Below are 13,908 nucleotides of genomic sequence, written 5' to 3' on the forward strand. Positions count from 1 at the left end.
TCGCCAGTTGGCGAGGATCAGCGGACGCCAGGTGAACGCTCTCACCTGCGACCCGCGCCGCTTTTGGGACAGCCACCGCCCTCCCCATTGGGAGCGACGTGCCATAATCCGGTCACCTTTGCCGTCCTAGATGCCTGCATGCCCAGAATTGTGAAAGCGAGCCTCGTCCTGCTCGCGCTCTTGGCCCTCTACAGTCTGCTCGGCTTCGTCGTCGGACCGCGCCTCGCCCTGCACTACCTCAACCAGACGCTGGCCGAGCGCCTCACCCAGCCGGCACACCTGCAGGCCCTGAGCTTCAACCCCTTCACCCTGGAGCTGCGCGCCCAGGGCTTGCTGATCGGCCCGGCCGAGCAGCCCACGGTGGCCGCCGAAGGTCTCTACGCCAATCTGCAACTGGACAGCCTCTGGCGGCGCACCCTGCACCTCACCGACGTGCGCCTCGACCAGCCGCGGGTCGACCTGCGCATCGCCAAGGGTGGCGCGGTCAACCTGGCGGGGCTCTGGCGCAGCGAGCCGGCCGCCGCCACCGCCGCGCCTGCGCCCACCCCGGAGCAGCCGAGCCAGCCCTTCCCGGTACACATCGAACGCATCGCCCTGGTGGGCGGACAGCTGCATTACCTCGATGCCCAGGGCGCCCAGCCGGTGGAGGTCACCTTCACCCCGCTGGATGCCACGTTGCAGGATTTCCGCACCCGCAGCAGCGAGACCCCGGGCCAGCTGGCGCTGACCGCCACCACCGCCCAGGGCGGGCAACTGACCTGGAAAGGCAGCCTGGACCTTGCACCCCTGCGCAGCGAGGGCGACCTGACGCTGAAGGCCGTAAGCCTCGCGCCCTGGTGGCCCTATGTGCGCAACCAGCTACCCCTGGCCCTCGCCGAGGGCCGGCTGGAAGCCAGCACCCACTACCGACTGGACCTGACCAAGACGCTGCAACTGCAACTCAGCCAGGGCCGCCTGGCACTCGACGACGTCGCCGTACAGGCGGTGGGCGCCGAACCCAAGGCCAGCTTCAAGCACTTCGCCGCCGAGGGCCTCGCCCTGGATCTGCAGAAGCGCGAGGTCAGCATCGCCCGGCTGCGGGGCGACGGCCTGGATGCCTGGGGCAATCGCGAAAAGGACGGCAGCCTGGACTGGCAGAAACTCTTCCCCAGCAGCGACGCCCCCAGTAGCGGACCGGCCTGGCGGGTGCAGCTCAAGGACGTCCAGCTCAGCGACAACCAGCTGCACCTGGTGGACCGGGTGCCGCCGGACCCGGCCAGTCTCTATTTCAGCGGCCTGGACCTGGCGCTGAAGGACTTCGACACCCAGGGGGATAAGCCCTTCGGCCTCGACCTCAAGACCACCCTGGGCGATCGCGGCCGCATCACCGTCGACGGCCAGCTGGCGCTCAACCCCTTGCAGGGCGACTTCACCGTCGGCATCGACGAACTCAACCTGCGCCAGGCCCAGCCCTACCTCAGCCCCTATCTGCGCCTGGAAATCCGCAGCGGCCAGTTGGCCGGCCGCCTCAAGGTGGCCCTGGCCGCCGGCGACCCGCTGGGCCTCAGAGTCAGCGGCAACGCCCAGATCACTCAGGTGCATCTGCTGGACACCCTGCACCAGCAGGACTTCATGCGCTGGCAACTGCTCGACCTGCAGGGCATCGCCTTCGACCTGGGCAAACGCCTGGTCATCGACCAGATCGATCTGGAAAAGCCCTATGGCACCCTGGTGATCAACCAGGACCTGAGCAACAACTTCAGTGCCCTGCTGGTCCCCCAACCCAAGGCCGAAGCCAAGTCCGACTCGCCGCCGCTGCAGATCCGCATCGGCGGGGTGAACATCAAGGACGGCAGCGCCGATTTCGCCGACAACAGCCTCAAGCCCGGCTTCGCCACCAATATCCAGTCCCTGGAGGGCGGCATCGGCACCCTGGACACCGCCGCCTCGAAACCGGCCGACATCCACCTCTCCGGCAAGGTCGACCGCTTCGCCCCGGTGGAGATCAAGGGGCGGCTCGACCCCCTCGACCCCTGGCAGCAACTGGACGTGACCGCCTACTTCCGCCAGGTCGAACTCACCACCCTGTCGCCCTACACCGGCAAGTTCGCCGGCTACGCGGTACGCAAAGGGCGCCTGGACCTGGACCTGCAATACCGCATCGACAACGGCAAGCTGCAGGCGCAGAACCACGTGGTGCTCGACCAGCTGGAACTGGGTGACCGGGTGGACAGCAAGGATGCCGTGGATCTACCGCTGCGCCTGGCGGTGGCCCTGCTCAAGGACAGCCACGGCCGCATCGACCTGCGCCTGCCGGTGGCGGGCAACCTCAGCGACCCCAACTTCAGCGTCATGCCGGTGGTCTGGCAGACCCTGAGAAATCTGCTGACCCGCACCGTCCAGGCACCCTTCCGCATGCTGGCGGGTCTCGTCGGCGGACACGAGGCCAACCTCGACGCCATCGATTTCGCCCCGGGCAGCAGCAGCCTCTCCGCCCAGGCGCGTAGTGACCTGGACAAGCTGGCCACGGCCCTGCGCCAACGCCCACAACTGGCGGTAGAAGTCGAGGGCCACGCCAGCGCCGCCAGCGACGGACGCGCCCTGGCCGCCAGCCAGTTGGAAAAGGACTTCCAGACCCAATATTTCAACCTGCTGCAACGCCGGGGCGACAAGGTGCCGGCCGATCCGAGCCAGTTGCAGGTGCCCGCCGACATGCGCGCGCCGCTGCTGGAAGGCCTGTACCGCCTGCGGCTACAGGCGCAACCGCCGCAGGAATGGGATAGTCTTGACGATGCCACCCGCACGGCGCGCCTGCGGCAGGCGGTCCTCGAAGCCTGGAGCGGCAACGACGGCCTCCTGCGCAGCCTGGCCCAGCAACGCGCGAGCGCCATCAAGACCTATCTGGTGGACACGGCGAAACTGGATGCCCAGCGGGTCTATCTGCTGGACGTCAGCACTCAACCCAAATCCGGCGAGTCGCCCACGGCCGCACAGTTGCAGCTCGGCGCGCTCTGACCGGTCAGGAGACCCTGTCATGCGTGCCCTGCTCGCCGCCCTCACCCTGCTGGTCGCCACCGGCGCCGCCGCCGATACCCTGCGTTGCGGCAATGCCCTGGTCAGTCGCGGTGATCGCACCTTCGAAGTCCGGCAGAAATGCGGCGAGCCCGTTCACCGCGACCTGGTGGGCTACGAGCTGGGCCCCAACGAACGCCGCGAGGCGGTGATCGAAGAATGGGTCTACGGGCCCAAGAACGGTGCCACCTACATCCTCACCTTCGAGGCCAACCGCCTCACCCGCATCGAGTCCAAGCGCGAATGAAAGGCTGCACCCTGCTCCTCCTGGTCCTGCTCGCCAGCGGCACCGCCCAGGCCGCCTCCCTCCGCTGCGGCAGTGCCCTGGTCTCCGACGGCTCCACCACCCACGAGGTACGCGACCGCTGCGGCGCTCCACTGAGCGTCACCCCCCTGGGCGAACGCCAGGTGACGGATGCCTACGGCTATCGCCAGGTGGAATTCGTCGAGGAATGGGCCTATGGCCCCTGGAACGGCATGCTGTATTTCCTCACCTTCCGCGGCGGCCGCCTGGCCGAGGTGGACAGCAAGAGAGCCAACTGAGTCCGCTTGCGGGCGGTGGACGAGACGGCGCCGTCGTCCGCCCCACCTCAGGCTGGCAGCAGACCGCCCCCCTCTCCCCCTGGGAGAGGGCTGGGGTGAGGGTAGCTCCGCCCCTCACTCCTCCCGCACATGAACGCCCAACCCCGTCCGCCCCGGTGCCAATTCGGGCCTCAAGGTCAGGGCCGGGATCTCGTAGTCGCCCCCATTCTGCCGCCGGAATGGCAGGGGAGCGTCCGTCGCCAACCCATCCAGCCGGGCGCCGTAGGCCTGGCAGAGTCGCGCGAAACCGGCAGCATCGACCTTGCTGGTGCGATAGACCGGAAACGGCGGCAGCACGCTGAAGCCGGGATAGAAGAGGATGCCGTGCTGGATGGGAAAGAGGATGTCGTCCAGACCGCCATTGATGCCGCGCCCGCTGTAGTGCGATTCCCAGCCGCCGCAGGTCACCACCAGCAGGGCGCGCTTGCCGGCCAGGGTGCCTTCACCGTAGCGGTCGCCCCAGTGATGGTCGCTGTGCTCCCCCACGCCGTAGGCGAAACCGCAGGCGTAGACCCGCTCCACCCAGCCCTTGAGGATGGCCGGCAGCGAAAACCACCACAGCGGAAATTGCAGGATCAGCACATCGGCCCAGAGTAACTTGGCCTGCTCGGCGGCGATGTCCGCCGGCTGCGTGCCCTGGGCATAGGCACGCTGGGAGTCGACGACCGCATCGAAGCGTTCTCCCGGCGCCAGGTGCGGCGCATCCGCCGCGTCCAGGGTGGCCTTCCAGCTCATGGCGTAGAGATCGGAGACCTGCACCTCATGACCGGCGGCCTGCAGGTGGGCGACGGCGAAATCGCGCAGGGCGCCGTTGAGCGAGCGGGGTTCGGGATGGGCATAGACCAGCAGGACCTTCATGGCGAGCACCTCGTGTGGAAGAGCTGCCCAGGCTAGAAGCGCCCGCGCTATGCTGAAAATGAATTACCGAAACAGCAGCCATTGCCATGCACAATAGCTTGCGCCGCCTCGACCTCAATCTGCTGGTCACCCTCGACGCCCTGCTCGCCGAACTCAATGTGACCCGCGCGGCACGGCGGCTCAACCTGGCGCAACCCACTGTCAGCCTGCAACTCGGCCGGCTGCGCCAACTGTTGGACGATCCCCTGCTGTTGCCAGGGCCGCGCGGCATGAGACCCACGGCGCGCGCCGAGGCGCTGCGCGAGCCGCTGCGCCAGGCCCTGGCCGCGCTGGAAGACGCCCTGGCCCCGGCCGCGCCCTTCGACCCGGCGCGCGCCGAACGCACCTGGCGCATCGCCGCCAGCGATCACAGCGCCACCACCCTGCTGACGCCCCTGCTCGCCGACCTGCGCCAGCAGGCACCCGGCATTCGCCTGGCGTTGCTCGACAAGAAGCCGGACCTGCTCGCCGAGCAGTTGGAGGGCGATCGTCTGGACCTGGCGTTGGACGTCGCCGATGCCGCCGCCCCCGGTTTGCGCCAGCGTCTGCTGTTCACCGAGCGCTATCTGCTGACGGGACGCCACGGTCACCCCGCCTTGGCTGCGCCAATCTCCCTGGAGAGGTTCTGCGAACTGGACCAGGCGCTGGTCTCGCCCAACGGCGGCGGCTTCGCCAGCCTGACCGACCGCCTGCTGGCGGAGCGCGGCCTGGCGCGGCGGGTGGTGCTGTCGGTGCCGCACTTTTCCACCCTGGCCAGCGCCCTGCTCACCAGCGATCTGGTCGCCCTGCTGCCGGCGCGCCTCGCCTTGGCGCATCCCGGCCTGCAGACCCAGCCGCCGCCGCTGGCCATCCCCGGCTTCGACATGCTGCTGCTCTGGCCCGAACGCCTGCACCGCGATCCGGCCCATGCCTGGCTACGCGAGCGAATCGTCACGCGTCTCGTCGGTTAGCCCAACCGCTCGCGCAACAGCGCCAGGGCCACGGCCGGTCCGCCGACGACGATGGGCGCCGCCACCGCCACCGCCAGCATCAGATTCAGCGGCAGACCGAATTCCTCCAGCGTCCACCCGTCACGATCCAGCAACCCGGATCCCACCCATTCGGGATGCCGCGCGCGGATGCGCTCGGCGAGGCTGCCGTGCTCCGGCACATAGCCCACCACCGGCTTGCCGCGCGCCACGGCATAGCCCACCTCGAAGCAGGTGCCGCTGTCGGGTTCGGCACCGCGGAAGAAATCCAGATTGGCCAGCACACCATCGGCCTGCTCGATCAGGGCCACATTGGCCCGGTAGATCCAGGCCGCCTGCTCACGCGGATCGGTCAGCTGTGCAGGGATGGCATTGTCCAACGGGAACAGGCCTTCGCAGCCTTGTTCGACGCACAGCGCCTTGAGCGCCTGGCCGTAGGCAACGGCATCGGGGCGAAAGACATCGGGGCCAGCCAGGTAGACACGCGGTGACATGGAGAACTCCTCGGCCAAAGCGGTCAGTCTAGGCGCCACGCTACGCCGTCGCATCCCGGCCTGATCGAGGATCCAGCCAGCGCACTAAAATAGTCTGACTAGAGCGGCTGCAACGGCTGCCGTCACCTTATGCCACTCAGGCGGCCACGATGACCGTTGGCGCAATAACTAAACCTCTTGGCGATTCTCCATCTGGGTACGTGAGACGGGCCGCTTTAAAATCGCCAGCGTCTGAGCATCGATCCGGTTAGGCAGGGGTTAGGCTCGCTTCCAGGGCATATTTCGTTCGGTATCGCTCGATGTCTGGCCACTTTCAACTGACCGCCAACCTCAACCGATTGATCAACTTCCTGCTGATGCTAGTGTGCCTCGCTACCGCTAGCGGCATGCTGCTGATCGTCCGCCAGGCCTACGAGACCTCCGCGAGCCTGCAATTGACGCTGGCCCAGTTGCCGGTCTACGAACGATCCCTCCGGCTGGTGGAAGCCGTTTCCGCCGAGCGAGGACCGACCAACGCCATGCTCGGCGAGCGCGATGCCGATCCGCAACAACTGGCGCAGGCACGAGCGCTGAGCGATGAGCGCCTCGCCCAATTGCAAGAAACACTACGGCAATGCCCGTCTTGCAGCGTGACTGCGGGCCAGGTCGAAACGGCCTATCAGGGCATGCTGCAGGCCCGGGAGCTTTTGGATCTGCGCCTGCAGACGCCACCCGGCAGCCCTGATCGCGTCAGCGTCGCGGAGGTAGTACAAGCCATGATTCGCGCGGCCGATGAGAATTTCATCGCCGCCAATCGCACCCTTCAGGATCTGGCCTACCGCACTCCGGACATCTCCAATTGCCTGGCCAATGCCAGGCTGGCCGCCCGCCTACGGGATACCGCCGGCCGCCTGGGGTCCCTACTGACACCCGCGTTGCAAGCGGGCCGCCCGCCCACCCCCGAGGAGCAGGTGCGCCTGCAGCAGACCCTGGGACGGGTCCAGCAACTGGTTGATCTCTTGCGCAGCAATCTCGACCTGGCACCGGCACCCGCCGAACGCGCAAGCTTCCTGAAAGTACAGGAAAGCTATCTGGGGCATGGTCTGGACTGGTATCAACGAACCCAGGCGGCGCTCGCCAGAGGCGAGACGCCCAGTGCCGCTGCCTTCGCCCGCGGCTACGTGCCCACCATGACCAGCATCCTGGAGCTGCGCGACACCGCTCTGGGGCTGGCCCAGGGCGAAGCCGAGCGCCTGGCGCACCAGGCCTATCTGCGCCTCTGCCTGAGAATCGCTGCCGCACTCGGTATCTTGCTGGCGCTGGGCGTAGGCCTGCTATTACTGAAGATGCGTCTGTTCTCGCCGCTATTGGCCAACACCCAGCGACTGCTCGCCCTCACCCGGCGCAACATGCCGGAAAGCGCGAGAAACGAAGATGATCCGCGAACCTTGTTCGCCGCCTTCGAGCAGTTGGAGCGGCAGTTGCAGCAGGCCGATCTGCTGCGCCAGGAGCGCGATGAGCTGATCGCCGAACTCAAGGTCCGCGCCGACACCGACTACCTCACCGGCTTGGCCAATCGCCGGGCCTTCGAACATCTGCTGATGCAGGGCGTGCTCACCACACCGCGCTATCTGGCGGCCATCACCTTCGATATCGATCACTTCAAGCGCATCAACGACACCTACGGTCATGCGGCAGGCGATCTCCTGCTACAGCAGCTGGCGCAACGCTGCAACAACTTGCTGCGCCAGGGCGACCGACTCGCCCGGATCGGTGGTGAGGAATTTGCGGTGCTGGCGCACGTCAAGTATTCCGAAGAGGCCGTGGCCCTGGCCGAACGGCTGCGCAAAGGCATTGCCGATACTCCGTTCAATGTCGGCCCGACCGAGGCCCTGCCGGTGACCGCCAGTTTCGGCGTGTCGGTGACGGCGCGCCTGGAGCCCGGCGCCCAGGTGCGGCTGCTGGCCGAAGCCGATGCCGCCCTCTATCGGGCCAAACACCGCGGTCGCAATTGCAGCGAGGTCGCCACGCTGGGCTAGAGCCGCGCCGGTGATGGCTAGGCCTCGTCCAGCCGTCTACGCCTGGTCTCGCCGATCCGCCGTACGCCGCTCAACCATGCCCGGCTCCCTCCTCCTCACAGAGCTTGGCGTAGTTCGCCAGGCGTCGCTTGACGGTGCGGGGATGCACCCCGAAATGACTGGCGACCGCCAACAGGCTCCAACGCTCCTGCTTGAGCAATTGGTGAGCCTGCCGGCACTGATCGCTGGACAACGCCGGGCGCCGTCCGAGGACCTTGCCCTCCATGCGGGCAGCCGCCAGGCCCGCCCGGGTCCGCTCGCTGATCAGGGCCCGCTCGAACTCGGCGAGCGCCGCCATGATGTGGAACACCAACCGACCGCCCGACGAATTGGTGTCTATGCCCTCGCTCAACGAATGAAACAGCACCTGACGCCTGCCCAGGCGATCAAGCACCTGGATGAGGTGCGGCAGGGAACGCCCCAAACGATCCAGCCGCCATACCACGAGCTTGTCACCGGCGCGCAGGCGCCCCAGCGCCCGGTCGAGACCCGGCCGCGACGTGATCCCCCCGGACACTCCTTGATCGGTATAGATGCGGTCACAACCGACACGCTCCAGTGCCTGGATTTGCAACGCCAGAGATTGATCGTCGGTGGACACCCGGGCATATCCGATAAGCATTCTCTCTTTTCCTGATTTCAGGGGGCATTTCTTGAGTGCGGCTCATTCGAGCGGGCACGAGCAAGCTCACAGTGGCCCAAAGTTGACTAAAAGGTTCCTCTTTGCCCTGTCATGATCAATGCGTATTAAGTTATTGATTCAAAATGGATTTTGAAAAACAGATCAGTCTTTTATTTATGATCGCACAAAGGAACATTTGTGAACCAAAGCACACAATTTTTTCAATAAAAATCAATTTTTGGAATATTTATTACTGCAAAAACAAACACCAAGATCGAGAGGTCGAGATGAACCAGGCCATAGCGGTAAAAGGTGAAAGCCCAGCAGCATCCGGATTGCTGATAACCCTGTACAACCGTGAACACCTGCTGAGGGCCTTTGGCGAGGATTTCGCCCAGGCAGCGATAGCTACCTTGCAGCGCCAGGTTCATCTATGGGGCGCATCGGTATTGGCGCTGAACACCGATAGTTTCCTGGCCGAACCGGCACCCACCGAACGTCACGACCTCGCCGCTCTCGCCGAACGTTGGCAAGTCGCCCTGACCTGCACGGCGCTGGAATGGCACTCGCAACGCGCCCTGCCGGTCATCGGCGTCCGTCCGGTACGTAGCCTGATGGGCGATGACCGGCTCGACCGCTTGCATCCGCTGCACCCCCTTTCCGCTCAGGACGCCTGGCCATCCCTCCGTCCGCCCCCTATCAGCTACGGTTGGGACTGGCAACTCACCTATGAGCGAGACATGGCCATCGCCGAGGATTTCTTTGCCTTGGCCGAGCAGGGCCAAGCCGCTCTGGCTCTACAACCCATAGCCCGGCAGCCCAGGGACGCCCAGCGGCCGCAGCGTAACCCGGTCCTCTACCACGAAGCGCTGCTACGGTGGCATCCCGACAACCGTCGCCTGAAAGACCTCGGTCCAGGCCAGGTTGTGAACGCTCTGGAGCGTTTAGGGTTGGTACGGATGCTCGACCATGCAGTCCTGAGCACCGTGATCGATGCCCTGGAACGCCGTCCGGAGCTGCATCTGGGCTGCAATCTATCCGCCAGCAGCCTAGTGCTGGACTCTTGGTGGAGCAGTCCACTGCAACGCCTCGCCCAAGCGCCCGCGGTCGCCAGCCGTCTGACCGTGGAAATTACCGAAAGTACGGCTGTTGGCGACATGGAAGCGGCCTTGGCTTTCACCCGACACTTGAAATCCCTGGGCTGCCAATTGGCACTGGACGATTTCGGCTCCGGCTACGGCGCGCTCGGCTTCGCCATGGCCGTTCCGCTCAATGTGATCAAGCTGGACCGCCGTCTGCTGCACAGCGCCCGTGGCAATCGCTCGGCCATGGAGCAGTTGCAGAACTTGTCCCGGCTCTGCCGCACCCTGGCTCCCAAGGTAGTGGCGGAAGGGGTCGAAACCCCGCAGGATATGCACAATCTACGCCTGATCGAGCTGGACTGGGCACAAGGCTTCTGGATCGGAAGACCACTACTAGGCGAGCAGCCCCTGCATCTACGCTGGCCTGAGCGGATAGCGAGCTATCCTTCGATGCAGCTCATCCCTACTGACACCGTACCGCTCAGTACCTAGGAAACCACCGCCGCCTGCGCTAGCGTCGCCAGGGCCAGCAACCGCTTGGCCTCGTCCCCTACCTTGCGCACGCCCTCCTCCACGCCAGGGCGATGCGCCTGGGCATAATTCAGCCGCACGCAATTGCGGTACTTGCCCGAGGCGGAAAAGATGCTGCCGCAGGCGATCTGCACGCTTTGCGCCAGCAACGCACGATTGAGCGGATGGCTGTCGAAGCCGTCGGGCAACTCCACCCAGAGCAGAAAACTGCCCTGGGGCTGGCTGATCCGGATGCCAGTAGGGAAATAGCGTTGTACCCAGGCACTCATCAGGTCGAGATTGCGCTGGTACTGGGCGCGCATGCGCCGCACATGGGCCGTGTAGTGCCCAGCGGCGATGAACTCGGCGATGGCCAGCTGCGGCTGGGGCGCCGTGCAGCCGGTGCCGATGTACTTGAGATGCAGGATGCGCTCGGCATAGCGCCCGGGCGCCACCCAGCCGACTCGCAGTCCCGGCGCCAGGGTCTTGGAGAAGGAACTGCAGAGGATCACCCGGTCGTCTTCGTCGAAGGCCTTGAGCGACCGGCCACGGGGATAGCTGTAGAGCAGGTCGCCATAGACATCGTCTTCGATCACCGCCAGGTCGTGCTTGCGCGCCAGGGCCACCAGTTGCCGCTTGTTCGCCTCGGGCATGCAGTAGCCCAGCGGGTTGTTGCAGCTGGGGGTGAGCTGGATGGCGCGCACCGGCCACTGTTCCAGGGCCAGCTCCAGCGCCGGCAAGCTGATGCCGGTGCGCGGATCGGTGGGGATCTCCAGCGCCTTGAGGCCCTGGCCTTTTAGCGTTTGCATCACCCCGTGGAAGGTCGGCGAATCCACCGCGACGATATCGCCTTCCTGGCAGGTGGCGCGCAGCGCGATGGCCAGCGCCTCGTGGGCGCCGCTGGTGATGACGATGTCGTCGGCGGTGAGCACGCAGCCGGCATCCAGTTGCAGCCGCGCCACCTGCTCGCGCAGGGCGGCCACGCCCTGGATGCTGTCGTAGGACAGCCCGGCATTGCCCGGCCGCCGCGCTAGGCGCGCCATGCCGGCGAGCAACGGCGCCAGGGTCGGCGCATCGGTATCCGGCAGGCCCCGGCCGAGCTGCACCCGCACCGAATCGGGCGTACTGGTCATCAGCTCGCGTATCGGCTCCCAGCCGGACACCTCCACCGGCCAGCGCGCCGGGCGGGTGACCTGGGGCAACTCGATCACCCGGCGTTCGAGGCGGACGAAATAGCCGGACTTGGGTCGCGGCTCCACCAGCCCGCGATCCTCCAGCAGGCGATAGGCCTGTTGCACCGTGGCCAGGCTCACGCCGTGCTCCTGCGCCAGGGCACGCACCGACGGCAGGCGTTCGCCCGGTCGATAGAGGCCTTGTTCGATACGGCGGCCGAGCGCGTCGGCCAACAGCTGATAGCGAGTCATGTACGGACTATAGCGGCGTAGACCGGTGTATCGCGCCATACAGATGGCCATGTGGGACACCATACAGCCGCCTTCTGTACAGCAGCTGTATGGCGAACAACCCGTCGGCCTGGGTCTGCCCCTCTGGCGGCCGGCGGCGGAGCATGGAGATAGACCAGGAGAGACGCCATGCCCAGACCCGCTAGCCTTCATGAGCAAACCCGTACCGCTGGTTGCTGGCTGTTGTTCCGGCGCCAATTGACTACCCGCCGCACCCTGCTGGAACTCACGGACAAGGAACTGGCCGACATCGGCCTGGATCGGACGGCGGCCCTGCACGAGGCCCAGCGTCCCTGGTGGCGAGTATTGCTTGAAGCCTGGCGTCAGTCCGGCAGGCGCGACAGCCTTGCTGCCCAGTCCGCCACCGGGGCCGGCAGCTCCGGATGCCAGAGCCTGCGCCAGACCACCGCCAGTTGCTCCCGGCCACCGCGTTCGCGCGGCCATAACGAAGGTTCGGCAACCAGTCGCCAACCCGTGGCGTCGCGCTGAGCCAGGACGAAACGGAAACTGTGATAGCCGGTGGCGCCCAGGCGCAGGTCGGTGACCACCAGGTCATTGCCCAGGCGGTCGTAGCGCAGCCAGTCATCGGTGAACCAGCGCAGGCGCTGCTCAGCCGGTGATGCGGCGAGGATCGGCGCCAGCTCGCCGCCGCGGGGCAAGGTCACCAGCTCCGGCGGGCGGTCGTCGAACAGCCCGACCCAGGTTTCCCGGTAGCGCTGCGGGCCGTCGTCCACCATGACCCGCCACAGCAGGCTGGTGAACGGCAGGGGCGCACTGAACAGCCGCGCGTCCTGCTGCCCCTGGGCCGCCAGTGCCGTGCGTACCTGGCGTTCGGCGGAATACTTGGCCACCAGCGTCCAGCCCAGGTAGGTCGTGGAGATCAGCAGCGCCGCCACGGCCAGGCGTGGCGAGCGTCCGCGCGGACCGAGCAGCAGTCCGGCCAGTACCGCCAGCAGCAACGGCAGGGTATAGAGCGGATCGATGATGAAGACGCTGGACCAGGCCACTGGGGTGGTCGGTAGCGGCCAGAATAGCTGGGTGCCATAGGTAGTGAAGGCATCCAGCAAGGGATGGGTGATGAGCACCAACCAGAGGGTGAGGAACAGTCGTCGTCGGCTATAGCCGGGATCGCGCCAGCGCCCGCAGAGCCAGGTGAGCAGCAGAGCCACCCCGGTCAGCACGAACAGCGAGTGGCTGAAGCCGCGGTGGTAGGTCATCTCGTTGACCGCGTGGCCGTAGTCGATGAACACATCGAGGTCCGGCAGCGTGCCCAGGGCGGCGCCGTAGAGGATGGCGCGCCGCCCCTGCCAGCGACCGAGCAAGGCGGTCTGGAGCGTGGCGCCGAGCACGGCCTGGGTCAGCGAATCCACCGTTCAGAGGCCTCTGGCGAAGTCGAGCATCAAAGGCGCCAGGGCCTGGGGCGTCTGCAGCGGCATCAGATGGCCGGCCCCCGGAATCACCTCCAGGCGACTGTTGGGGAAAGCCGCCAGGGTGGTCCGGCGTTGCTCGTCCGGCCCCGGCACCTGCTGGTCATCGGCGCCGCAGACCAGCAGCACCGGATAGTCCAGCGTCGGGATGCGTTCGCTCCAGTCTTCGCGACTGCCCTGATCGACCCAGGCACGCCAGGCGGCCAGATTCAGGCGCTGGGCATCGGCGATAGCCACCTCGCGGATGGCATCGGGCAGGCGATGGGCGCTGGATTCGTCGACGAAGGCCTCGGCTTCCGCCCGGCTCTTGCCATAGGCGCGCTGGGCGTCACGATCCGCCTCGCTCATGGGCTGCGGACCGGGCGGCGAAGGCGCGACCAGGATCAACCCGGTGAGATATTCCGGTCGCCGCGCCGCCAGTACCACGGCCACCTTGCCGGTCATCGAGTGGCCGACCAGGATGCAGCGTTCCAGCCCTAGGGCGCGGATGCTAGCATCCACCTGATCGGCCATCTCCGTCACGCTGTAGCCGTCCACCTCGGCCGCATCGCCGAAGCCCGGCGTATTCAGCGCCACGCAGCGGTGCACGCCATCCAGATAGGGCACGGTAGGAAACCAGGTACGGTGAGAGCCGCCGAGAAAGTGCAGGAGCACGAAGGTGGGCGAACCGCTGCCCTGTTGGCTGTGGGGAAGCATTGGTAAACCTCGGTGCTAAAAGGCTGACGTTAGAGAGATGGAGAGTTCGGCATTGCGCT

General features: G+C 66.3%; 12 protein-coding genes and 1 pseudogene. 7 read left to right on the forward strand and 6 right to left on the reverse strand.

Annotated features, from left to right (window positions below; genetic code table 11):
* Positions 1-138: 138 nt before the first annotated feature.
* From FAZ11_RS12065 to FAZ11_RS12075, 3 genes are read left to right on the forward strand one after another with little or no spacing between them, the layout of a single operon-like run.
* The gene (locus FAZ11_RS12065; protein ID WP_058773473.1) at positions 139-2,994 is read left to right on the forward strand and encodes a DUF748 domain-containing protein; all 2,856 of its coding nucleotides are present in this window, start codon (positions 139-141) and stop codon (positions 2,992-2,994) included.
* Between the two features lie 19 nt (positions 2,995-3,013).
* Positions 3,014-3,298 (forward strand): DUF2845 domain-containing protein, encoded by a 285-nt coding sequence (locus tag FAZ11_RS12070; protein ID WP_058760521.1) that lies wholly within the window; start codon positions 3,014-3,016, stop codon positions 3,296-3,298.
* Positions 3,295-3,594 (forward strand): DUF2845 domain-containing protein, encoded by a 300-nt coding sequence (locus FAZ11_RS12075; protein ID WP_058773474.1) that lies wholly within the window; start codon positions 3,295-3,297, stop codon positions 3,592-3,594. Before FAZ11_RS12070 ends, FAZ11_RS12075 begins: the two co-directional genes overlap by 4 nt.
* A 114-nt stretch (positions 3,595-3,708) precedes the next feature.
* Here FAZ11_RS12075 and FAZ11_RS12080 read toward each other — a convergent pair whose 3' ends face one another.
* On the reverse strand, positions 3,709-4,491 hold the full coding sequence (locus tag FAZ11_RS12080; protein WP_058773981.1) for an NAD(P)H-dependent oxidoreductase: 783 nt from the start codon (positions 4,489-4,491) through the stop codon (positions 3,709-3,711).
* Positions 4,492-4,577: 86 nt separating this feature from the next.
* Here FAZ11_RS12080 and FAZ11_RS12085 point away from each other — a divergent pair, with 86 nt between their 5' ends.
* Entirely contained in the window at positions 4,578-5,480 is a 903-nt protein-coding gene (locus FAZ11_RS12085; protein WP_058773982.1) for a LysR family transcriptional regulator, read from the forward strand.
* Here the strand turns inward: FAZ11_RS12085 and FAZ11_RS12090 are convergent.
* Positions 5,477-5,992: a nucleoside 2-deoxyribosyltransferase gene (locus FAZ11_RS12090; protein WP_137279128.1), complete on the reverse strand. Its 516-nt coding sequence runs from the start codon at positions 5,990-5,992 to the stop codon at positions 5,477-5,479. The genes FAZ11_RS12085 and FAZ11_RS12090 overlap by 4 nt on opposite strands.
* Positions 5,993-6,291: 299 nt before the next feature.
* Between FAZ11_RS12090 and FAZ11_RS12095 the strand changes: the two genes are divergently transcribed.
* Positions 6,292-8,010: a GGDEF domain-containing protein gene (locus FAZ11_RS12095; RefSeq protein WP_137279129.1), complete on the forward strand. Its 1,719-nt coding sequence runs from the start codon at positions 6,292-6,294 to the stop codon at positions 8,008-8,010.
* A gap of 70 nt (positions 8,011-8,080) precedes the next feature.
* Here the strand turns inward: FAZ11_RS12095 and FAZ11_RS12100 are convergent, their stop codons facing one another.
* Positions 8,081-8,671, reverse strand: coding sequence for a recombinase family protein (locus FAZ11_RS12100; RefSeq protein ID WP_058760527.1), 591 nt, complete (start codon positions 8,669-8,671; stop codon positions 8,081-8,083).
* A gap of 143 nt (positions 8,672-8,814) precedes the next feature.
* Here FAZ11_RS12100 and FAZ11_RS12105 point away from each other — a divergent pair, with 143 nt between their 5' ends.
* The gene (locus tag FAZ11_RS12105; protein ID WP_081320067.1) at positions 8,815-10,245 is read left to right on the forward strand and encodes an EAL domain-containing protein; all 1,431 of its coding nucleotides are present in this window, start codon (positions 8,815-8,817) and stop codon (positions 10,243-10,245) included.
* On the opposite strand, the gene FAZ11_RS12110 is transcribed toward FAZ11_RS12105, so the two are convergent.
* The gene (locus FAZ11_RS12110; RefSeq protein WP_137279130.1) at positions 10,242-11,687 is read right to left on the reverse strand and encodes an aminotransferase-like domain-containing protein; all 1,446 of its coding nucleotides are present in this window, start codon (positions 11,685-11,687) and stop codon (positions 10,242-10,244) included. The two genes, FAZ11_RS12105 and FAZ11_RS12110, sit on opposite strands and share 4 nt — an antisense overlap.
* 168 nt (positions 11,688-11,855) lie before the next feature.
* On the opposite strand from FAZ11_RS12110, the pseudogene FAZ11_RS25490 reads away from it, so the two are divergent.
* Positions 11,856-11,954 (forward strand): annotated as a pseudogene (locus FAZ11_RS25490) (hypothetical protein); the annotation flags it as partial.
* A gap of 95 nt (positions 11,955-12,049) precedes the next feature.
* On the opposite strand, the gene FAZ11_RS12120 reads toward FAZ11_RS25490, so the two are convergent.
* A complete protein-coding gene (locus tag FAZ11_RS12120) occupies positions 12,050-13,096 on the reverse strand; it encodes a metal-dependent hydrolase (protein ID WP_058777642.1) in 1,047 nt (348 codons plus the stop codon).
* 3 nt (positions 13,097-13,099) lie between these two features.
* Complete coding sequence (locus FAZ11_RS12125; RefSeq protein ID WP_137279131.1) at positions 13,100-13,849, reverse strand: alpha/beta fold hydrolase; 750 nt, start codon at positions 13,847-13,849, stop codon at positions 13,100-13,102.
* Between the last annotated feature and the right edge of the window lie 59 nt (positions 13,850-13,908).

The organism is Pseudomonas rhizoryzae (assembly GCF_005250615.1).
GTDB lineage: Bacteria > Pseudomonadota > Gammaproteobacteria > Pseudomonadales > Pseudomonadaceae > Chryseomonas > Chryseomonas rhizoryzae.